Origin of the sequence: Delftia sp. DLF01 (genome assembly GCF_014852125.1) — a bacterium.
Lineage (GTDB): Bacteria > Pseudomonadota > Gammaproteobacteria > Burkholderiales > Burkholderiaceae_C > Comamonas > Comamonas acidovorans.
Map to the genome: position 1 here is coordinate 1,037,321 of NZ_JACVAZ010000001.1, position 18,757 is coordinate 1,056,077.

The following is an 18,757-nucleotide window of genomic DNA, read 5'->3' on the forward strand; positions in this document are numbered from 1 at the left end:
CATTTTTGAAAAATCTCTGCGTTTTCCCTGAAGGCCTGTTTTTAGTCCCTATAATTCAATGCTTCGGCGTGTAGCGCAGCCTGGTAGCGCACTTGCATGGGGTGCAAGGGGTCGCGAGTTCGAATCCCGCCACGCCGACCAAAACGCAAAGCTCCTGACGGAAACGTCAGGAGCTTTTTGCTTTGTACGTTTGTTTTTTGCGCGTCCGATTTTGCGCGCGATGGCGCCTTGCCGCGAAGAGCAAGTGCAAGTGCAAGTGCAAGTGCAAGTGCAAGTGCAAGTGCAAGTGCAGCTTCGCCAGGCAGGTCCATCACGGATGGCGAGGGCAGCCAGCGCATGAAAAGTCCATGCACCGCGAAGATGCGCGTCCCGGTCTGGGCACGTAAAACCTGCACCTACAATGGCGTCTTTTGTAACTGACGATTTCTTCCTGGTCTCGCACATGATGGATGGACTGATTACCGGCAGACTCACCGGTACGCCCGAACACCGCAGCGACCGCAATCGGCGCCCCTTCATGGTGGCCCGCGTGCGCTCCGAGGCATCCGATGGCACCTCCATCCCGGTCAACGTGGTTGCATTCGATGCCCAGGCCTGCGAGGTGCTGCGCAATCTGATCGAAGGCGATGCCGTGGCGCTGCGTGGCAGCTTCACGCCCAAGGTCTGGATAGACCGCCAGGAACAACCCCACCCTGTGCTGGACGTCGTGGCCCACCAGGTGATGGCAACGCCCGAGTTCCAGGACCGCTGACGCCCGCGCTGCGGCGCCGGTTGTGAGCTACTGAAAAAACTGTCTAGCCGCAGTGTGCCGGTACGGCCGCCGCGCGCTGTGTTGGCGCTACAGTGTGCGCCTGTGTTTTTGACAGGTTACAAGGAACCGCATCCATGCCCACCAAGCGCCATTTCCTCCGCCGCACGCTCACGGCCGCCGCGATTGCCAGCACCGCAGCCATGACCCTGCTGGCCATGCCCGCGCAGGCGCAGGACAAGCCCATCAAGGTCGGCGTCACGGCCGGCCCGCACGCCCAGATCATGGAACAGGTCAAGAAGGTCGCCGAGAAGAACGGCCTGAAGATCCAGATCGTGGAATTCGGCGACTACGTGCAGCCCAATGCCGCGCTGTCTGCCGGTGATCTGGACGCCAACAGCTACCAGCACCGCCCCTACCTCGACGCCCAGGTGCGCGACCGCGGCTACAAGATCGGCTGGGTGGCCGACACGGTGAATTTCCCCATCGGCATCTATTCCAAGAAGATCAAGCAGCTGGCCGACCTGCCCCAGGGCGCCAAGTTCGGCATCCCCAACGACCCCACCAACGGTGGCCGCGTGCTGCTGCTGCTGCAGGCCCAGGGCCTGATCAAGCTCAAGGAAAGCGCGGGCCTGAAGGCCACGCCGCTGGACGTGGTCTCCAACCCCAAGAAGCTGCGCTTCGTGGAGCTGGACGCAGCCCAACTGCCACGCTCGCTGGATGACCTGGACGCCTCGGCCATCAACACCAACTTCGCGATCTCGGCGGGCCTGAACCCCAAGACCGATGCCATTGCGCAGGAAAACGCCAAGAACCCCTATGTGAACATCCTGGTCGCGCGCGATGCCGACAAGGGCAAGCCCTGGGTGGCCCAGCTGATCAAGGCCTACCACTCCGATGAAGTGCGCCAGTTCATCGATGTGCAGTTCAAGGGGTCGGTGATTCCTGCGTTTTGATAGGAAGCACCCCCTGAGCGGCTGACGCCGCTTCCCCCTCTCTCGCTTCGCGGGAGGGGGACGACACCCTCGCTGCGGGGCGGCGCGGCCGGCATAGGCCCTTGCTCGGTGTCCCTCGCTTTGGGTTGCGCCGGTTTCGGTCGCCGTGTTCAGTGCGAGCGATGGCTGAATTGCAAAAGCTGCCATTGGCAGCTTTTTTTCATTCTCCCAGTACCCTGAAGTATTCGGTCAGCGGTGCGCGGGTGGTCTGGGTGCGGTTGACGGGGGCGGCCTCGTCGGGCCAGCCCAGGGCCAGGCCGCAGACGATGTGCTCGCCGGGCGGCAGGTCGAGCACGCGGCGCACGGTGTCGGGGTAGGAGGCCAGGGCGCCGATGGCGCAGCTGCCCAGGCCCTGGGCGGCTGCGGCCATTTGCAGGCCGTACAGGGTCATGCCCAGGTCCATGTAGCCGCCTGCGCCGAAGCGGGCGTCAATGCTCACGACCAGGGCCACGGGCGCGTCGAAGAAGCGGTAGTTGCGGCCGAACTGCGCGTCGCGCCCTGCGCGGTCCTCGCGGGCCACGCCCAGGGCGCTGTACAGGGCCTGGGCCGACGCCACCTGGCGCTTGCGCAGCGCCATGGGCATGGGGCGGGGGAAGTAGCCGTAGTCCTCGCGCTCAGGTGCTCCGCCTTGCCAGTCGGCCAGCAGCGCCTGTGTGAGTGCGCCGCGCAGGCTGCCGCGCACCTGGATGAACTGGCCGGGCTGCAGGTTGCCGCCGCTGGGCGCGCGGCGGGCCGATTGCAGCAGCTGGTGCAGCAGCGCATCCGGCACGGGATCGGGCCGGTAGGCGCGCACGGAGCGGCGCTCTTGCACCAGGGCCTCATGCGCATCGCCAAAGGGAAGGGTGTCGGACGGTGGGTTGGCGGACATGGGAAATGCGGAGGCCATGGATTCAAAGCGCCTGCACCAGGCAGGCCGCACCTATGCCGCCCGCCCCTGCAATGGCGGCCAGGCCTAGGGCCGGTCTGTGGGCTGCTGGCGTGCGGTGCAGGTCTGAGAGCATGCGCACCAGCGCAACCGCGCCCGATGCGCCAATGGGATGGCCGCGCGCCAGGCCACCGCCGCCGGTGTTGAGTTGCTGCAGTGGCAGGCCCAGGCTTTCTGCAAAGGCCAGGGCCTGCACGGCGAAGGCATCGTGCAGCTCCACAGCCTGGAGCTCTGCCGCAGTCAGGCGAGGAAGCTGCAGCGCTGCGGCTCCACGCTCCAGCACCTGCTGGGCCGCCAGTGCGGCGGCGACCAGCGGTGTTTCGGGCGCATGGCCCAGCGAGGCACTGGCCACCCAGCGGGCGCGTGGCTGCAGGCCCAGGCGTGCACAGGCCTGCTGCGTGGCCAGCAGCACCAGGGCTGCACCATCGGCCTTGGGCGAGATGGTGGGCGTGCTCAGCGCATGGCGCTGGCGTGCATGGGCGTCAACGGCGCCGCCCGCTTCGGCCACCACGGGCATGCGGGCAACGCGGGCCGGGTTCAAGGCGCGCGGATAGGCGTCGTGGTCCAGCCCCGCCATGGGCACGATCTCTTGGGCCGGCCGGTCGCGGTGCGCGAGCGCCAGCGCGTGGCTGTTGATGGCATGGGCCTCCTGAACGGCGCGGGTGATGCCATGGGCCAGTGCATGGTCTGCGGCGGATTGCAGCAGGTCCGGGTCGCGTGCGGGATCGGGGGCGAACGCGGGGCGGTCATAGGTGACGGGCAACTCGTCTGCATGGCGCGGGCGTGTCTGGCGGATGGGGGCACGGCTCCAGGCCTCGGCACCACCGGCCACTACGATATCGGCCTGGCCCGACAGCAGCAGGCCCGCAGCCAGGGCCACGCTGTCCAGGCCAGAGCAGCATTGAGTGTCCACGCTGTGGGCCGCGCAGCGCTCCGGCAAGCCCGCAGCCAGGGCCAGCATGCGGGCCGGGTTGCCGCCTGCGCCCAGGGCGTTGCCTAAGACCACGGCATCCACGGCCCGGGCAGGCAGGCCGGCCCGGGCCAGCAGGGCCTGGAGCACGGGCGCGCCCAGTTCGTGCGCCGCAAGCTCGCGCAGCGCACCGCCCACGGGGGCGACGGGGCTGCGCGCCCAGGCCAGGATGACGGGGGCGTCTTGCGGGTTCATGGCAGGGGCAGCAGCGCGGGTTCGCCGGGCAGTGCCCGGCCAGTGTCCGTGGCAGTGGCAGTGGCAGTGGCAGTGGCAGTGGCAGTGGCAGTGGCAGTGGCAGTGGCCGCCAGCATGCGCGCCAGCCGGCCATGGTCGGTCTTGCCGCTGGCGGTCTGCGGCCAGTCGGTGCAGCTCCACCATTGGCGCGGCAGCTTGTAGCTTTCCAGGCGCTCGCGCAGCCAGGCTGCCAGCGCCTGTGCGGAGCCTGTGGGCGCGGCGCCGTGCCATTGCACGACGGCGTGCACCTGCATGCCGCGCAGGGCGTCGGGCAGGCCTTGGATGGAGACCTGGGCCACGCCCGGGTGCGCGGCCAGCAGGGTCTCGACTTCCTCGGGGAACAGGTTCTTGCCTTGGGTGACGAGCATGCGGCTCTGGCGTCCGGCCAGGCACAGCTGGCCGCCGGCATCGATATGGCCCATGTCGCGCACGGACAGCCATTCGCCATCGCGCAGCGCGGCCGTGCCATCGCGGGCCTCGCCCACATAGTCCATGAACAGCATGGGGCTGCGCATGTAGATCAGGCCGTCCTCGCCTGGCTGCAGGGGCTGGTCGCCGGGCTGCTGCGTGGCGGGGCGGATCTGCAACTGCACATTGCTGAAGGGCCGGCCCACGGCCTGGGGCGGGGCCTGTTCGTCGGCCTCCATCCAGGCGATGAAGCTGGCCTCCGAGGCGCCGTAGAACTCGATGATGCGTGCGCGCGGAAACAGCGCGCGCAGGGCCGGGGTCTGGGCGCGCATCCAGCGCGCGCCGCTGATCATGATCAGCTCCACCTCGGGGATGGGCGCCAGCGAGCGGTGTGCGGCCCACTGCAGCATCAGCAGCAATTGGCTGGGCACGGCGACCAGGCAGGGCGCCTCGCCGCGCGCCAGCGAGGCCAGGCAGCGCGCTGCCGAGAACCGCTCCTGCACCACGGCGCCTTCGCCGCACCACAGGCCCTGCATCACGCCGAACAGGAACAGCGAATGCGAGATGCGCCCGGGCGCCATGGTGCGCTGCGCGGCCACGGGGCCGAAGTCCTCGAGGCAGACGCGAAAGCTCTCTGTCCACGAACGGTGGTGGCGCATGAAGCCCTTGGGCAGCCCGGTGCTGCCCGAGGTGAAGCCGGTGTAGAAGGCGCCGGTGGCCGTGGCCTCGGCCAGAGCGCTGGGCGCCGTGGGAAGCCAGCCTTCGATGCGCTGGCGCACGGCCTCGGGCCAATCGGGGTCGGCCACGGCGGCGCAGCGGCCGCTGTGCAGGATGGCGAGGAATTCGACGATGGCATCCACGGTGCTGGCGCTGCCGCCCGTGTCCAGCAGCAGCATCTCTGGCGCCTGGCGGGCCACCAGCGCGGCCGAGCGCTGCAGCACGGCGGCATGCAGCGCGGCAAAGCTCCATTGGCCTGCCTCGCTTTGCAGCGCCATCGCATCGGGGCGCTGCCGGGCCCAATGCTCCAGCGGGCCATGGACCAGGGTCCACGGGTGCTGCAGCGGCGCGGCCAGCGGGTGGGACGCGAGCGGCTCAACCATGCTGGCGGCCTCCGAACGGCCAGTCCGGCATGCCGCGCGCCACCGTGTGCACCACCAGGGCGCACAGCACGCACTTGATCAGATCGCCGGGCACGAACAGCAAGGTGGCCATGAAGGCCTGCGACAGGCTGAGCTTGGCCATCAGCATGAGGCCCAGCACGCCAAAGGCATGCAGGGCCACCAGCCCGCCCAGCGCCGAGGCCGCAAAGGCGCTGAACGCCGCGCGCCGGGGCGCGCCCTGGGGCAGCGCACGCATGACCAGGCCGGCAATGCAGGCCGCCAGCGGGTAGCCCAGCAGGTAGCCGGCCGAGGGCGCCATGAAGACGGCAATGCCGCCGCGCCCGCCCGACAGCAGGGGCAGGCCCACGGCCACGGCCGCGAGGAACAGCAGCATGGACTGCATGCCGCGCCAGGGGCCGAGCATCACGCCGGCCAGCATCACGCCCAGCGACTGGATGGTGATGGGCACGCCCAGCGGCAGGTCGATCTTGGGAATCAGGCCCATGACCGCCATCAGCGCCGCAAACAGCGAGACCTGGGCCATGGAGCGCGCAGAGGCGCGTGAGACGGTGGAGGGGGCGGTCATGGAGTTCTCGGAAGGTTCTCGCAAGGCTCTTGCGTATGGATTGGTCGGGAAATGGGGCAGGGCAGGCCTCAGCGGCCCAGGCGAGCCCACAGCGCATCGGACACGCGGCGCGTGGCCTGCAGCATGTGGATGGTCAGCGGCGCAATCAGGCGCAGGCCGCCCGCGCGGCCCGTGCGCAGCCGGTGGGCATCGTCCATGCGCTTCCACTGCACAAAGAAATGCTCGGTGAAACGCAGCATCAATGCCAGCTGCAGGGCCACCTGTTCGGGGGAGATGCCGATGCGCTCCAGCGGCGCCAGCAGCCGCTCCAGCACATCGACCAGATCGCTGGGGCGTGTGCTCACGGTCAGCGCCATGCCCAGCGTGGAGGCGCAGACCAGGCGCAGCGCGCTGGCGGCGGCCAGGGCGTAGTGCTGCATCCACACATGGAAGGCAGCGACCAGCAGGGCGGCCACGGTGACCGACAGCATGAGCCGCCGTGCGCCCTCGGTGGCACGGCCCAGCGACAGCCACAGCAGGCCGCAGGCGGCGCCGGCCAGGGCCAGCAGCCACGGTGAATCGATGAGGAACAGGCCCGTTCCCAGCAGCGCCATGAGCAGCAGCTTGCGGCCCGCGCTCCAGGCATGGAGCCAACTGGTGTATTCGCTGTAGAGGCTTCCCATGGCGGCCGGCTCCTGCGTCAGTCCTGCGCTTGCAGCCGGTGTGCCACGTCGGCTTCATAGGCTGCGCAGACCTCATGGCCGGGGCCGTCTGCGCGCACTTTGCCGCGCTCCAGCCAGAGCACGCGGCCAAAGCTGCGCACGTGGTCCAGCACATGGGTGGAGACCAGCACCTGCTGCTCGGCGGCCGCGATGTCCCGGGCCAGCCGCGCCTGGCCCGGCAGGTCCAGGCTGGCGAAGGGCTCGTCCAGCAGCAGCACGCGCGGCGCGGCAATGAGCAGGGCCAGCCAGCACACCTGCTGGCGCTGGCCCTGGCTGAGTCCGGCCACGGCGCGCGGTGCCCAGTCGGCCAGGCCGCGGCTGGCCAGCAGGGCGCGGGCGCGTTCCGTGGCCTCGCGCCGCGAGATCCCCGAAGGGCGCAGACCCAGGGCCAGCTCTTCCTCCACGGTGGGGAAGATGATCTGGTCGTCGGGGTTCTGGAACATCAGCCCGACCTGGCCCGGGCGCTGTGCACGGGCTTCGTGCAGTTCGGTGCCGTCCAGCAGCACGCGCCCGGCCTCGGGCGCATCCAGTCCGCACAGCAGGCGGAACAGGCTGGTCTTGCCGGCGCCGTTGTCGCCGATGAGGCCCACGCGCGGCTCGTCCAGCCGCAGGTCGAGGCCGTCAAAGACTGTTGTGATGCCGCGCCGCAGGCGCACGGCTTCCACGCGCAGGCTGGCGGTGCTGGCAGGGCGGTCGGCAGTTCGGGAGGATTCGGGCATGGCAAAGGAAAGCGGGCACTTACCTGTAATGCACGCAACCGCAAGGGATCTTGCCGTTGTACAGGCCTGTCGGGGGCGGATTCTAGCAATGCCGTCCAGGCCGTACATCAAGGCTTGAAAGACGGCAATCGATATAAGCACCGTATTTTTTATTCTTTTGTTTGAACAACGTTTTGCAACACACTCGTTAGAACACTAATGACGGCAGATCCTGGGGATTCGCCTGTGCTTGGCGACGACGCAAGACAACGCATGCCCATCGGCTTGCAACTGCGTCCAACTCCTCAGCACAGGGCCCGGAAATTGCGCGCCATTGCCTGGAGATGGCGGTGCAAAGGCTGCCGTTGCCGATCCCAGGACCGTTTTCACTGCCGAACCGAGACTCCATGACCGTCCAGACCGCCCATTTGGCCCCGGAAAACGCGCTGATCCGCCTGCGCGACCTGCAAAAGAAATTTGTAACAGCCGATGGCAAGCACTTCGATGCCGTGCGTTCGGTATCACTGGACATTGGCCAGGGCACGGTCTTCGGCCTGATCGGCAAGAGCGGCGCGGGCAAGTCCACGCTGCTGCGCCTGATCAACCTGCTCGAGCGTCCCGACAGCGGCGAGGTGGTGGTGTCAGGCCAGCGCCTGACCGACCTGGGCCGCCGCGCGCTGCGCGAGGCGCGCCAGAACATCGGCATGATCTTTCAGCAGTTCAACCTGCTGCAGAACGCCACCGTGTTCGAGAATGTGGCCTTTCCGCTGCGCATCCACGGTGGCCATTCGCGTGCCCAGATCGAGCAGCGCGTGCGCGAGTGCCTGGACATCGTCGGCCTGACCGACAAGGCGGCCAGCCATCCTGCCCAGCTGTCGGGCGGCCAGAAGCAGCGCGTGGCGATTGCGCGCGCCCTGGCGCCGCGCCCGCAGGTGCTGCTGTGCGACGAGCCCACCTCGGCGCTGGACAGCGAGACCACGCGCTCCATCCTGGCCACGCTGGCCGACATCAACAGCCGCCTGGGCGTGACCATCGTCATCGTCACGCACGAGCTGGCCGTGGTCGATGCGCTGTGCAGCGAGGTGGCCATCATTGAGCAGGGCCAGGTGGCAGAACGCTTCACGCTGCCTGCCCTGCCGCAGGGCCGTGCCTACGAGGCGCCGCAGCGCGCCACGCTGCTGGGCAGCGAACTCGAGGCCCTGCGCGTGGAGCGCGCCGACAAGGCCCTGCGCGAGCGCGGCGCCACCCGCCCCGTGGTGCTGCGCGCCGTGGGCGGCTCCGAGCACTGATGGGGCTTTCGCCCGTTCCCGCCTTTCGCCTCTTCCTGTTTTCCCTTCTTTTCGATTCCGCATTCCCATGTCTGAAAACATCGTCGAAATCCTGCCCGAGCTGTGGCTGGCCATGGGCCAGACCCTTTTGATGCTGGGCATCGGCCTGTCGGCCGCCGTGCTCATTGGCGGCCCGCTGGGCGTGCTGCTGTTCCTGCTGGGTCCCGGCCAGTCGCTGGACAACCGCCCGGCCTTTGCCGTGCTGAACTGGACGGTCAACACCGTGCGGTCCTTCCCCTTCATCATCTTGCTGGTCGCGCTGGTGCCCTTCACGCGCTGGCTGGCCGGCACCTCCATCGGCCCGCTGGCTGCGGCCGTGCCGCTGTCCGTGGCGGCCATTCCCTACCTGGCACGGCTGGTGGACCAGTGCCTGCGCGATGTGCCGCGCGGCGTGATCGAGGCCGCGCACGCCATGGGCGCATCGGAGCTGCAGATCGTCTGGCGCGTGCTCATCGTCGAGGCGCGTTCGGGCCTGGTGCTGGCGCTGACCGTGCTGGCCGTGAGCTTTCTGTCGTACTCGGCCATTGCCGGCGTGGTGGGCGGCGGCGGCATTGGCGATCTGGCCATCCGCTACGGCTACTACCGCTTCCAGACCGATGTGATGGTGCTCACCGTGACCATCCTCGTGGCCATGGTCCAGGTCATCCAGTTCGTGGGCAACACGGCGGCCCGCCGCCTGGACAAGCGCGGCTGAGTGCGCTGTCCGGACCCGCTTTCTTCTTTCTTCCCGCTCTCTCCCAAAAAAAGGATTCCGACATGACCGCATCCCTTTCCTTCGTGCGCCGCCATCTGCTGGCCTCGGCCGCCGCCCTTGCCGCTGCCAGCGTGCCGGCGCTGCCCGCCCACGCCCAGGCCGACAAGAAGCAGCTGGTGATCGGCGGCACGGCCGGCTCCAACATCGACCAGCTCAAGCAGGGCATCGTGCCGCTGCTGCAAAAGAAGGGCTACCAGGTCAAGCTGGTGGAGTTCAACGACTACGTGCAGCCCAACCTGGCGCTGGCACAGGGCTCGCTGGACGCCAACTTCTTCCAGCACCGCGTCTACCTGCAGAAGTTCGCGGCCGACCAGAAGCTGGATCTGGTGGAGCTGGTGCAAGGCCCCATCGCCCCCCTGGGCGTGTATTCCAAGACCCGCAAGACCCTGGCCGAGGCCAAGGAAGGCGACCGCGTGACCCTGCCCAACGACCCGAGCAACCTGGCGCGTGCGCTGGTGCTGCTGGAGCAGGCCGGGCTGATCAAGGCCAAGCCCGGCATCGACCCGCTGCGCGTGTCCGAAAAGGACCTGGCCGAGAATCCGCGCAAGCTCAAGTTCATCCCGCTGGAAGCCGCACAGCTGCCGCGTTCGCTGGGCGACACCGAGTACGCCATCATCAACGGCAACTTCGCCATCTCCTCGGGCCTGAAGCTGACCGAGGCCGTCTCGCTGGAAAAGACCCCCGACCACTACCTGAACGTGGTGGCCATCAAGAAGAAGGACCAGGGCACGGCATGGGCCAAGGACCTGGCCGAGGTCTACCGCTCCACCGAATTCAAGGCCGTGGTGGACAGCAAGTTCCAGGGCTACGCCAAGCCCTCCTTCCTACAGTGAGCCTGCTGAACGCGGCCACATAATGGCTGCTTGCGGGAGGTGCGCCTCCCGCCTCTTTCCCGCCCGTTTCCCGCCATTTCCTCCAGGAGCAATGCATGAGCCAGATCAAGGTCGCTGTCATCGTGGGCAGCCTGCGCAAGGATTCCTTCAACCGCAAATTCGCCGACGCCATTGCGCGCCTGGCGCCCGAAGGCTTGGTCTTCGAGCAGGTCGCCATCGACAGCCTGCCCCTGTACAACCAGGACCATGACGGCAATGAGGTGGACGTGGTCAAGCAGTTCCGCGCCCAGATCCAGTCGGCCCAGGCCGTGCTGTTCCTGACGCCCGAGTACAACCGCTCGATTCCCGGTGTGCTCAAGAATGCGCTGGACCAGGGCTCGCGCCCCTACGGCAAGAGCGTCTGGGCCGGCAAGCCCGCTGCCGTGGCCGGCGTCTCCGTGGGTGCCATCGGCACGGCGCTGGCGCAGCAGCACCTGCGCAATGTGCTGGCCTACCTGGACATGCCGACGCTGGCCCAGCCCGAAATCTTCATCCAGGCCAAGGACGGCCTGTTTGCCGAAGACGGCTCCATCGGCGCCGGCAGCCGCGACTTCGTGAACGGCTTTGTGCAGAAGTTCGCTGCCTGGGCGCGCAAGCACCAGTGAGCGGTGCGGCAAGGCCTCAAGACACAAAAAAGCCCGGCAATGCCGGGCTTTTGCGTTGCGGCTCCTGTGAGCGCAGAGGTCAGGAAGCGTCAGGAAGCGGGAGAGGGGTTGGCAATCGCCGCAGCAGGGCGTGTGGCGGACGATGCCTTCTCGCGCGCCTGGGCCTGGTCGATGGCGTCGATGATCACCACGCCCGTCGACTTGACGCCGGGCGCCGAAAAGCCGGCACCGGGCGTCACGCCGGGATGGGCCAGCAGCTTGCGCGTCATTTCCTGGTTCAGCTGCTGCTGGCTGGGCTTGGCGGGGGTGGGCGTGGCGGCGGGCTGCTCGGGCTCCTCGGGCGCAGGTGCCTCGTCGGTGTTGCGCACATAGCTGCGGTACACGCGCGAATTGAGCTGCTCCTGATCCTGCTCGCGCTGGTACTGCATGAACTGGTAGACGCCGATGCCCAGCACGGTAATGGCCAGCAGGGACACGGCAATCACCGTGATCACCAGGTTTTCATCGGACGGCGGGCGGACATGGACATGGACAGGGCCGCGGGGCCGGGCATGGGGACGGTGGCTTGTGGCTGGCATGGATGGAAGGCAGTGAATGCAATAAGGCTGCCTGGATATCGGCAGGTCCGCCGTCCTTCTGAAATACAGAGGGTTCGTGTCGGACAAAGCCGCGAATAGGGCGGTGATGGTTCAGCCTACCAGCTTCGTGTGTCTGCGAAAGCCCATCGCGCATTGCTTTTTTCAAAGGAGGTGCAGAGGCGGATACCTCTTTTATTCGCCACAGTCCATTGGGAGCATTCCGGACGGCCCGGCACGTCCGCGCCGTGCTTCTCCAAAAGCAAAAGCGCCTGGGCCGAAACCCAGGCGCTTGTCCATTCATTGAGCAGGCAGCCCCTGCGGGCTGCAATGGCCCTCAGGCGGCGATGGCCGCTTCCTGATTGGCGGCAGCCGCTGCACGCACGATGTCGCTGCGGGCCGATTCCAGGGCCTTGGCCTTGGACTCATCGCCCATGGCCACGCCTTCTGCGCGCACGATGCTCACATCGGTGATGCCCAGGAAGCCGAACACCGTCTTCAGATAGCTTTCCTGGTGCTCCAGGGCCTGGCCCATTTCGCTGGTGGAGTACACGCCGCCGCGCGTGGAGGCCACGATGACCTTCTTGCCCTTGGCCAGGCCTTCGGGGCCGGCTGCGGTGTAGCGGAAGGTGCGGCCGCCCTGGGCGATGCGGTCGATCCAGGCCTTGAGCTGGCTGGAGATGGTGAAGTTGTAGAACGGAGCGCCGACCACGACCACATCGGCCGCCAGGAACTGGCTCACCAGGGCTTCGGAGATGGCGTTCTGTGCGCGCTCGGCTTCCGTCGTGGCGGCCTGGCCGGTGCGAAAACCCATGGACACCGCGTTCAGGTGGTCGGGGGCGTTCACGGCCAGATCCAGGTATTCGACCTTGGCGCCGGGGTTGGCGGCCACCAGGGCAGCCACGGTCTGGGCGGTCAGCTGGCGGGACACCGAAGCGGCGCCGGTGATGGAAGAGTCGATGTGCAGCACTTGCATGGAAAAGCTCCTGAGATGTCGGTTGGGATCGCGGTTGGGATCGGCCACTCGGGAAAGCTTGTAGGGCCGACGATGGGATCAATTGTGAATTTGGACAGAGTCTTTGATAAGCCGCCGAAATTGCGATAGATTGTCCTGAATTTGCAGTCAATGAGCACAGGGGAGGGACGCGCGACATGATGGATCTCAACGACATGCTGTACTTCGCCGAGGTGGTGGAGCGCGGCGGCTTTGCCTCTGCCGGGCGGGCGCTGGGCATACCCAAGTCGCGGCTGTCGCGGCGCGTGGCCGAGCTGGAGGCCCGGCTGGGGGTGCGCCTGCTGCAGCGCACCACGCGCAAGCTCTCGCTGACCCAGGTGGGCGAGGCCTACCTGCGCCATTGCCAGGCCATGCGCGATGCGGCCCTGGCCGCCGCCGACACCGTGGCCGAGGTGCAGACCGAGCCGCGCGGCACCATCCGCGTGAGCTGCCCCGTGACCCTGGCCCAGACCGTGCTGGGCGAACTCATGCCCCAGTTCCTGCAGCGCTGCCCGCTGGTGCATGTGGAAATGCAGGTGACCAACCGGCCCGTGAACCTGGTGGAGGAGGGCATCGACGTGGCGCTGCGCGTGCGCCCCAGCCTGGAGGACAGCGGCTCCATGGTCGTCAAGCGGCTGGATGTGGCGCGCCAGATCCTCGTTGCCAGCCCGGAGCTGCTGGAGCGCCAGGGCACGCCGCGTGCACTGGCCGACCTGCAGCACCTGGACAGCATGTCCATGTCGGCGGTGGATGGCCAGTCCAGCCTGCTGCTGGTCGGCCCCGAAGGCCGCGAGCAACGCCTGCAGCTGCAGCCGCGCTATGTGGTGGATGACCTGCTGACGCTGAAATTCGCGGCGCTGGCCGGCAGTGGCATGTGCTGGCTGCCTGACTACATGTGCCACGAGGAACTGGCCGAGGGCCGGCTCGTGCACCTGCTGCCGGGCTGGGAGCCGCCCCAGGGCATCGTGCACGCGGTCTTTCCCTCGCGGCGCGGCCTGGCGCCGGCCGTGCGGCATTTCCTGGACTTCCTCGGCGAAACCGTGCCGGGGCGCAACAGCCATGCCACGCGCGAGCCGGTGGCACGCTAGGGTTGGGTTGCACCTCGCCACGCCATAAGAAAACAACAAAACGTTCGTTGGGATAGTTGGCGGTGTTCTCCACAATCGGGGCCCATGTCCAGCAATGGACAGTCCAGGAGAACCCATGAATCCCCACCGCATCATCATCGTGCCCGGCTGGCGCAACTCCGGTCCTGACCACTGGCAAAGCCTGTGGGCGCAGCAGCTGCCGCATGCCGAGCGCGTGGAGCAGGACGACTGGCTGGTGCCCCACCGCGATCCCTGGGTGGCCGCGCTGGAGCAACTGGTGCTGTCCCGGCCCGAGCCAGTGGTGCTGGCCGCCCACAGCCTGGGCTGCATCACGGCCGCGCACCTGGGCCCCGAGGCCAGTGCGCGCGTGCGCGGTGCGCTGCTGGTGGCGCCGGCCGATCCCGAGCGCCGTGCCCAGCTGGCCGACTTTGCGCCCGTGCCCTATGCGCCGCTGCCGTACCGCAGCGTGCTGGTGGCCAGCAGCAACGACCCCTACTGTCCGATCCGCCGGGCCGGCGCCTATGCGAGGGCCTGGGGAAGCGAGTTCGTGCGGCTGCAGAACGCGGGGCACATCAATGTCGAATCAGGCTTTGGCGACTGGCCCCTGGGCCTGGCGCTGCTGCAGTCGCTGATGCAGGGCGACAGCTGGCAGCCGGCGCAGCCCCGGCCTGCCGTGCGTTCGCCGCGCTCGCCGCGCCCGCCGCGTGTGGCGGCTGCGCATGCCTCCGTCTCTGCGGGTACTGGCGCTGGCGCGCCATGGGCTGCCGGTCTGTGATGGGCCGGCGGGTGACCGCGGGCAGGGCAGGTTCTTTATATGGTGACAGGCCATTAACAAACAAAAATATATTCTTTTGAGTTTTAAGTCAGCGTTCGCACAATGTGACTGTCTGTGAATACACCGCAGAGATGTCCACTAATAAAAGGCAGCGAACCATGCATTCTTTGAAGCTCAAGACTTTGTTGGCCACCCTGGCGCTGGCCGCCGCGGGAACGGTATCGGCGCAGAACCAGCTGCTCAACGTTTCCTACGACGTGGCGCGCGAGTTCTACAAGGACTACAACGCCGCCTTCGTCGCCCACTACAAGAAGACCAAGGGCGTGGACATCAAGGTGGACCAGTCGCACGGTGGCTCCAGCGCCCAGGCGCGCGCCGTCAACGACGGCCTGGCCGCCGATGTGGTGACCTTCAACACCACCACCGACGTGCAGTTCCTGGCCGACAGCGGCGTGGTCGCCAAGGACTGGGCCAAGAAATTCCCCAATGACGCCTCGCCCACCACATCGACCATGCTGTTCCTGGTGCGCAACGGCAATCCCAAGAACATCAAGGACTGGAGCGATCTGATCCGTCCCGACGTGAAGGTCGTGGTGGTCAATCCCAAGACCGGCGGCAATGGTCGCTACGCCTACCTGGCTGCCTGGGGTTCGGTGCGCGAGAAGGGCGGCACCGACGCGCAGGCGGCCGAGTTCGTGCAGCAGCTCTACAAGAACGTGCCCGTGCTGGGCAAGGGCGGCCGCGACGCGACCAGCATCTTCCTGCAGCGCAATATCGGCGACGTGCTGATCACGTTCGAATCCGAAGTGGTCTCCGTGGACCGCGAATTCGGCAAGGGCAAGGTCGATGCCGTCCATCCCTCGGTGTCCATCGTGGCCGAGAACCCCGTGGCCGTGGTCGAGCGCACCGTGGCCAAGAAGGGCACGGGCCAGCTGGCGCACGACTACCTGGCCTGGCTGTACTCCGACGAAGCCCAGGAAATCGCCGCACAGCACGCGCTGCGCCCCCGCTCCGAGACCGTGCTCAAGAAGCATGCCGATGTGTTCAAGCCCATCAAGCAGTTCACCGTGGCCAAGTATTTCGGCTCGCTGTCCGAAGCCCAGAAGGTGCACTTCAACGACGGCGGACAGTTCGACAAGATCTACGTCCCCGGCAAGTAAGCACGCAAGCAGGCATGAAGGCGGCGCAGTCCGCCTGAGGCCCCCTCCCCACACTGGCTGATTTGGAATCCAACATGGTGTCTGCCGTTCCGACCAGCCCAAGGCCTGGCGCCGACGCTCCTGTGCCCGCACCGTCCGGTGCGGCGCGCAAAGGGCGCGGCGCCAAGCGCGTTTTGCCCGGCTTCGGGCTGACCTTGGGCTATACGCTGTTTTATCTGAGCCTGATCGTGCTGATCCCGTTGTCGGCACTGCTGTTCAAGACCTTCTCGCTCACCTGGCCCCAGTTCTGGGAGGCCGTGGCCTCGCCGCGCGTGCTGGCCTCGTACCGGCTGACGTTTGGCGCCTCGTTTGCGGCGGCCTGCGTGAACCTGGTGTTCGGCCTGCTGATCGCCTGGGTGCTGGTGCGCTACAAGTTCCCGGGCAAGAAGATCGTCGATGCCCTGGTGGACCTGCCCTTTGCCCTGCCCACGGCCGTGGCCGGCATTTCGCTGACCGCCTTGCTGGCCGGCAACGGCTGGGTGGGCCAGTACCTGGAGCCCTACGGCATCCAGCTGGCCTTCAACCCGAACGGCGTGGTCATTGCGCTGATCTTCATCGGCCTGCCCTTTGTCGTGCGCACGGTGCAGCCGGTGCTGGAAGACTCCGAGAAGGAGCTGGAAGAGGCGGCCACCAGCCTGGGCGCCTCGCGCTGGCAGATCTTCTACAAGGTGATCCTGCCGGCCATCACGCCCGCGCTGCTCACGGGCTTTGCCATGGCCTTTGCACGCGCCATCGGCGAGTACGGATCGGTCATTTTCATCGCGGGCAACATGCCCATGATTTCTGAAATCACACCGCTGATCATCATTGGCAAGCTGGAGCAATACGACTACGCAGGCGCCACGGCCGTGGCCGTGGTGATGCTGCTGTTCTCCTTCGTGATGCTGCTGGTCATCAACGCGCTGCAGGCATGGCAGCGCAAGCATTCGGGAGGGGCTTGAGATGGCGTTGTCTCCACAGGAAGCTCTGCTTCTCAAGATCATTGGCGCGGTGCTGGTCGCCGTGCTGGTGCTGTACAGGCTCACGGCGCCCCCGAAGGGCCGGCGCGAAAAGCTCACCACCACCGAGCCGCGCGCCGTGCGCTGGATTCTCACGGGCATTGCGCTGATCTTCATCGGCCTGTTCCTCGTGCTGCCACTGGCGGCCGTGTTCACCGAGGCGCTGCGCAAGGGCTGGGACGCCTATGTCGCCGGCCTGCAGGAGCCCGATGCCTGGTCGGCCATCAAGCTGACCCTGATCACGGCGCTGATCGCCGTGCCGGTGAACCTGGTGTTCGGCGTGGCGGCGGCCTGGTGCATTGCCAAGTTCGAGTTCCGGGGCAAGGCCTTTCTGATCACGCTGATCGACCTGCCGTTCTCGATCTCGCCCGTGGTGGCGGGCCTGATGTACGTGCTGGTGTTCGGCGCCAACGGCTGGTTCGGCCCCTGGCTGGCCGAGCATGACATCAAGATCATCTTCGCCGTGCCCGGCATCGTGCTGGCCACCATCTTCGTGACCTTCCCCTTCATCGCCCGCGAGCTGATCCCGCTGATGCAGGCGCAGGGCAGCGACGAGGAGCAGGCCGCCATCGTGCTGGGTGCCACGGGCTGGCAGACCTTCTGGAAGGTCACCGTGCCCAACATCAAGTGGGGCCTGCTGTACGGCGTGATCCTGTGCAATGCGCGTGCCATGGGCGAGTTCGGAGCGGTGTCGGTGGTCTCGGGCCACATCCGCGGCCAGACCAACACCATTCCGCTGCATGTGGAGATCCTCTACAACGAGTACCAGTCCGTTGCCGCCTTCGCTGCCGCCTCGCTGCTGGCCCTGCTGGCGCTGGTGACCCTGGTCATCAAGTCGGTGGCCGAGTGGCGTGCCGAGCAGCAGGCCAAGGCCGCTGCCGACCTGCCTCCCGAGCGCCCCACGGCGTCTTCCCAGGCATCCCAGGTGCCGCAGGTGTCCTGAACCCCGGCCCCGACCAGACAAAAGCAAGAGCAAGACCATGAGCATTGAAATACGCAACGTCAGCAAGCAGTTCGGCGATTTCCAGGCCCTGCGCGATGTGAGCCTGGACATCCAGTCCGGCGAACTCATCGCACTGCTCGGCCCCTCGGGCTGCGGCAAGACCACGCTGCTGCGCATCATCGCGGGCCTGGAGACGCCCGACGTGGGCAGCATCCACTTCAGCGGCGAAGACACCACCGATGTCCATGTGCGCGAGCGCAACGTGGGCTTCGTGTTCCAGCACTACGCGCTGTTCCGCCACATGACCGTGTTCGAGAACGTGGCCTTCGGCCTGCGCGTGAAGCCGCGCAGCCAGCGCCCCAGCGAGGCCCAGATCCGCGAGAAGGTGATGAGCCTGCTCAAGCTGGTGCAGCTGGACTGGATTGCCGAACGCTTCCCGTCCCAGCTGTCGGGCGGCCAGCGCCAGCGCATTGCCCTGGCCCGCGCCCTGGCGGTGGAGCCCAAGGTGCTGCTGCTCGACGAGCCCTTCGGTGCGCTGGATGCCAAGGTGCGCAAGGAGCTGCGCCGCTGGCTGCGCCGCCTGCATGACGAGCTGCACGTGACTTCCATCTTCGTGACCCACGACCAGGAGGAGGCACTGGAAGTGGCCGACCGCGTGGTCGTCATCAACCAGGGCCGCATCGAGCAGGAGGGCACGCCCCAGCAGGTCTGGGACAACCCGGCCACGCCCTTCGTCTACGGCTTCCTGGGCGACGTCAACCTGTTCAAGGGCCGCGCCAGCGATGGCCGTGTCTACCTGGACGACGGCACCCAGCTGGACAGCCACGACGCCAAGGGCGCCAGCGACAGCAAGGCCTTCGCCTATGTGCGCCCGCACGATCTGGAGGTGGAACGCTACTCGCCCGGCCAGAACCTGGACGTCCAGGGACGGCCCACGGGCATCGTCGTGCAGCTGGCCCGCGCCATCGTCGTGGGGCCCATTGCGCGCCTGGAACTTATTCCATCGGAGAGCACCGAAAGCACGGACAATGCCGAAGAGGGTGGCCTGATCGAGGCGCAGATTCCTGCGCAGCAGTTCAGGGACATGGCCCTGCGCGAGGGGGAAACCCTGGTGGTGACACCGCGCCGTGCCAAGGTGTTTCTGGACGAGGCGGCTGGCATCTGACGGCGCGGCAACGGCTTCCTGCACCCGCTGAACAGGGCTGCAGCGCCGGGCCGGCGCCGCAGCCCTGATTTCATTCAACCGGGTGACGAAAGACAA

General features: G+C 67.1%; 20 protein-coding genes and 1 tRNA gene. 13 read left to right on the forward strand and 8 right to left on the reverse strand.

All coding sequences use genetic code 11. From position 1 onward, the window contains the following. Window positions 1–64: 64 nt before the first annotated feature. The 3 genes from IB269_RS04535 (at window position 65) to IB269_RS04545 (ending at window position 1,704) form a co-directional block, all read left to right on the forward strand. A tRNA-Pro gene (locus IB269_RS04535) sits at window positions 65–141 on the forward strand. Window positions 142–400: 259 nt separating this feature from the next. Then, window positions 401–751 carry a single-stranded DNA-binding protein gene (locus IB269_RS04540; protein ID WP_012206405.1) on the forward strand — a complete coding sequence of 117 codons (351 nt, stop codon included), beginning with the start codon at window positions 401–403 and terminating at the stop codon, window positions 749–751. A gap of 134 nt (window positions 752–885) precedes the next feature. Beyond that, window positions 886–1,704, forward strand: coding sequence for a MetQ/NlpA family ABC transporter substrate-binding protein (locus tag IB269_RS04545; RefSeq protein ID WP_012206404.1), 819 nt, complete (start codon window positions 886–888; stop codon window positions 1,702–1,704). A gap of 199 nt (window positions 1,705–1,903) precedes the next feature. On the opposite strand, the gene IB269_RS04550 is transcribed toward IB269_RS04545, so the two are convergent. The 6 genes from IB269_RS04550 to IB269_RS04575 form a co-directional block, all read right to left on the reverse strand. Next, the gene (locus IB269_RS04550) at window positions 1,904–2,629 is read right to left on the reverse strand and encodes a nitroreductase (RefSeq protein ID WP_192366491.1); all 726 of its coding nucleotides are present in this window, start codon (window positions 2,627–2,629) and stop codon (window positions 1,904–1,906) included. A gap of 4 nt (window positions 2,630–2,633) precedes the next feature. Continuing rightward, entirely contained in the window at window positions 2,634–3,833 is a 1,200-nt protein-coding gene (locus IB269_RS04555) for a thiolase family protein (protein ID WP_192366492.1), read from the reverse strand. Then, entirely contained in the window at window positions 3,830–5,380 is a 1,551-nt protein-coding gene (locus IB269_RS04560) for an AMP-binding protein (RefSeq protein WP_192366493.1), read from the reverse strand. Before IB269_RS04560 ends, IB269_RS04555 begins: the two co-directional genes overlap by 4 nt. Beyond that, window positions 5,373–5,966: a biotin transporter BioY gene (locus IB269_RS04565; RefSeq protein ID WP_012206400.1), complete on the reverse strand. Its 594-nt coding sequence runs from the start codon at window positions 5,964–5,966 to the stop codon at window positions 5,373–5,375. The genes IB269_RS04560 and IB269_RS04565 overlap by 8 nt, the downstream gene beginning before the upstream one ends. Window positions 5,967–6,034: 68 nt before the next feature. Beyond that, window positions 6,035–6,628 (reverse strand): energy-coupling factor transporter transmembrane component T family protein, encoded by a 594-nt coding sequence (locus IB269_RS04570; RefSeq protein ID WP_043820550.1) that lies wholly within the window; start codon window positions 6,626–6,628, stop codon window positions 6,035–6,037. A 17-nt stretch (window positions 6,629–6,645) separates the two neighbouring features. Further along, a complete protein-coding gene (locus tag IB269_RS04575) occupies window positions 6,646–7,386 on the reverse strand; it encodes an energy-coupling factor ABC transporter ATP-binding protein (RefSeq protein WP_192366494.1) in 741 nt (246 codons plus the stop codon). A 386-nt stretch (window positions 7,387–7,772) separates the two neighbouring features. On the opposite strand from IB269_RS04575, the gene IB269_RS04580 reads away from it, so the two are divergent. From IB269_RS04580 to IB269_RS04595, 4 genes are all read left to right on the forward strand, one after another. Then, on the forward strand, window positions 7,773–8,654 hold the full coding sequence (locus IB269_RS04580; protein WP_192366495.1) for a methionine ABC transporter ATP-binding protein: 882 nt from the start codon (window positions 7,773–7,775) through the stop codon (window positions 8,652–8,654). A 67-nt stretch (window positions 8,655–8,721) separates the two neighbouring features. Then, on the forward strand, window positions 8,722–9,387 hold the full coding sequence (locus IB269_RS04585) for a methionine ABC transporter permease (RefSeq protein ID WP_012206396.1): 666 nt from the start codon (window positions 8,722–8,724) through the stop codon (window positions 9,385–9,387). Window positions 9,388–9,449: 62 nt separating this feature from the next. Beyond that, a complete protein-coding gene (locus IB269_RS04590) occupies window positions 9,450–10,280 on the forward strand; it encodes a MetQ/NlpA family ABC transporter substrate-binding protein (RefSeq protein ID WP_192366496.1) in 831 nt (276 codons plus the stop codon). Window positions 10,281–10,375: 95 nt separating this feature from the next. After that, the gene (locus IB269_RS04595) at window positions 10,376–10,924 is read left to right on the forward strand and encodes an NADPH-dependent FMN reductase (RefSeq protein WP_063325741.1); all 549 of its coding nucleotides are present in this window, start codon (window positions 10,376–10,378) and stop codon (window positions 10,922–10,924) included. 89 nt (window positions 10,925–11,013) lie between these two features. Here the strand turns inward: IB269_RS04595 and IB269_RS04600 are convergent, their stop codons facing one another. Together IB269_RS04600 and IB269_RS04605 are read right to left on the reverse strand one after the other, a co-directional pair. Further along, entirely contained in the window at window positions 11,014–11,502 is a 489-nt protein-coding gene (locus IB269_RS04600; protein WP_192366497.1) for a hypothetical protein, read from the reverse strand. Between the two features lie 334 nt (window positions 11,503–11,836). After that, a complete protein-coding gene (locus IB269_RS04605) occupies window positions 11,837–12,475 on the reverse strand; it encodes an FMN-dependent NADH-azoreductase (protein ID WP_012206392.1) in 639 nt (212 codons plus the stop codon). A 176-nt stretch (window positions 12,476–12,651) separates the two neighbouring features. On the opposite strand from IB269_RS04605, the gene IB269_RS04610 reads away from it, so the two are divergent. From IB269_RS04610 to IB269_RS04635, 6 genes are all read left to right on the forward strand, one after another. Further along, complete coding sequence (locus tag IB269_RS04610; RefSeq protein ID WP_016448262.1) at window positions 12,652–13,581, forward strand: LysR family transcriptional regulator; 930 nt, start codon at window positions 12,652–12,654, stop codon at window positions 13,579–13,581. Between the two features lie 115 nt (window positions 13,582–13,696). Further along, entirely contained in the window at window positions 13,697–14,356 is a 660-nt protein-coding gene (locus IB269_RS04615; RefSeq protein ID WP_013801694.1) for an RBBP9/YdeN family alpha/beta hydrolase, read from the forward strand. A gap of 158 nt (window positions 14,357–14,514) precedes the next feature. Continuing rightward, the gene (locus IB269_RS04620) at window positions 14,515–15,516 is read left to right on the forward strand and encodes a sulfate ABC transporter substrate-binding protein (protein ID WP_063325738.1); all 1,002 of its coding nucleotides are present in this window, start codon (window positions 14,515–14,517) and stop codon (window positions 15,514–15,516) included. Between the two features lie 74 nt (window positions 15,517–15,590). Then, window positions 15,591–16,496, forward strand: a complete 906-nt coding sequence (gene cysT / locus IB269_RS04625; protein WP_013801696.1) for a sulfate ABC transporter permease subunit CysT — start codon at window positions 15,591–15,593, stop codon at window positions 16,494–16,496. 1 nt (window position 16,497) lies between these two features. Beyond that, window positions 16,498–17,496, forward strand: a complete 999-nt coding sequence (gene cysW / locus IB269_RS04630; RefSeq protein ID WP_192366498.1) for a sulfate ABC transporter permease subunit CysW — start codon at window positions 16,498–16,500, stop codon at window positions 17,494–17,496. A gap of 37 nt (window positions 17,497–17,533) precedes the next feature. Then, window positions 17,534–18,661, forward strand: coding sequence for a sulfate/molybdate ABC transporter ATP-binding protein (locus IB269_RS04635; protein ID WP_013801698.1), 1,128 nt, complete (start codon window positions 17,534–17,536; stop codon window positions 18,659–18,661). Window positions 18,662–18,757 lie beyond the last annotated feature (96 nt).

Bases quoted from the DNA above. Each gene is read 5' to 3' on its own strand.
- IB269_RS04540 (WP_012206405.1), top strand. From the start codon at position 401: ATGGCGTCTTTTGTAACTGACGATTTCTTCCTGGTCTCGCACATGATG.
- IB269_RS04545 (WP_012206404.1), top strand. From the start codon at position 886: ATGCCCACCAAGCGCCATTTCCTCCGCCGCACGCTCACGGCCGCCGCG.
- IB269_RS04550 (WP_192366491.1), bottom strand. From the start codon at position 2,629: ATGGCCTCCGCATTTCCCATGTCCGCCAACCCACCGTCCGACACCCTT.
- IB269_RS04555 (WP_192366492.1), bottom strand. From the start codon at position 3,833: ATGAACCCGCAAGACGCCCCCGTCATCCTGGCCTGGGCGCGCAGCCCC.
- IB269_RS04560 (WP_192366493.1), bottom strand. From the start codon at position 5,380: ATGGTTGAGCCGCTCGCGTCCCACCCGCTGGCCGCGCCGCTGCAGCAC.
- IB269_RS04565 (WP_012206400.1), bottom strand. From the start codon at position 5,966: ATGACCGCCCCCTCCACCGTCTCACGCGCCTCTGCGCGCTCCATGGCC.
- IB269_RS04570 (WP_043820550.1), bottom strand. From the start codon at position 6,628: ATGGGAAGCCTCTACAGCGAATACACCAGTTGGCTCCATGCCTGGAGC.
- IB269_RS04575 (WP_192366494.1), bottom strand. From the start codon at position 7,386: ATGCCCGAATCCTCCCGAACTGCCGACCGCCCTGCCAGCACCGCCAGC.
- IB269_RS04580 (WP_192366495.1), top strand. From the start codon at position 7,773: ATGACCGTCCAGACCGCCCATTTGGCCCCGGAAAACGCGCTGATCCGC.
- IB269_RS04585 (WP_012206396.1), top strand. From the start codon at position 8,722: ATGTCTGAAAACATCGTCGAAATCCTGCCCGAGCTGTGGCTGGCCATG.
- IB269_RS04590 (WP_192366496.1), top strand. From the start codon at position 9,450: ATGACCGCATCCCTTTCCTTCGTGCGCCGCCATCTGCTGGCCTCGGCC.
- IB269_RS04595 (WP_063325741.1), top strand. From the start codon at position 10,376: ATGAGCCAGATCAAGGTCGCTGTCATCGTGGGCAGCCTGCGCAAGGAT.
- IB269_RS04600 (WP_192366497.1), bottom strand. From the start codon at position 11,502: ATGCCAGCCACAAGCCACCGTCCCCATGCCCGGCCCCGCGGCCCTGTC.
- IB269_RS04605 (WP_012206392.1), bottom strand. From the start codon at position 12,475: ATGCAAGTGCTGCACATCGACTCTTCCATCACCGGCGCCGCTTCGGTG.
- IB269_RS04610 (WP_016448262.1), top strand. From the start codon at position 12,652: ATGATGGATCTCAACGACATGCTGTACTTCGCCGAGGTGGTGGAGCGC.
- IB269_RS04615 (WP_013801694.1), top strand. From the start codon at position 13,697: ATGAATCCCCACCGCATCATCATCGTGCCCGGCTGGCGCAACTCCGGT.
- IB269_RS04620 (WP_063325738.1), top strand. From the start codon at position 14,515: ATGCATTCTTTGAAGCTCAAGACTTTGTTGGCCACCCTGGCGCTGGCC.
- cysT (WP_013801696.1), top strand. From the start codon at position 15,591: ATGGTGTCTGCCGTTCCGACCAGCCCAAGGCCTGGCGCCGACGCTCCT.
- cysW (WP_192366498.1), top strand. From the start codon at position 16,498: ATGGCGTTGTCTCCACAGGAAGCTCTGCTTCTCAAGATCATTGGCGCG.
- IB269_RS04635 (WP_013801698.1), top strand. From the start codon at position 17,534: ATGAGCATTGAAATACGCAACGTCAGCAAGCAGTTCGGCGATTTCCAG.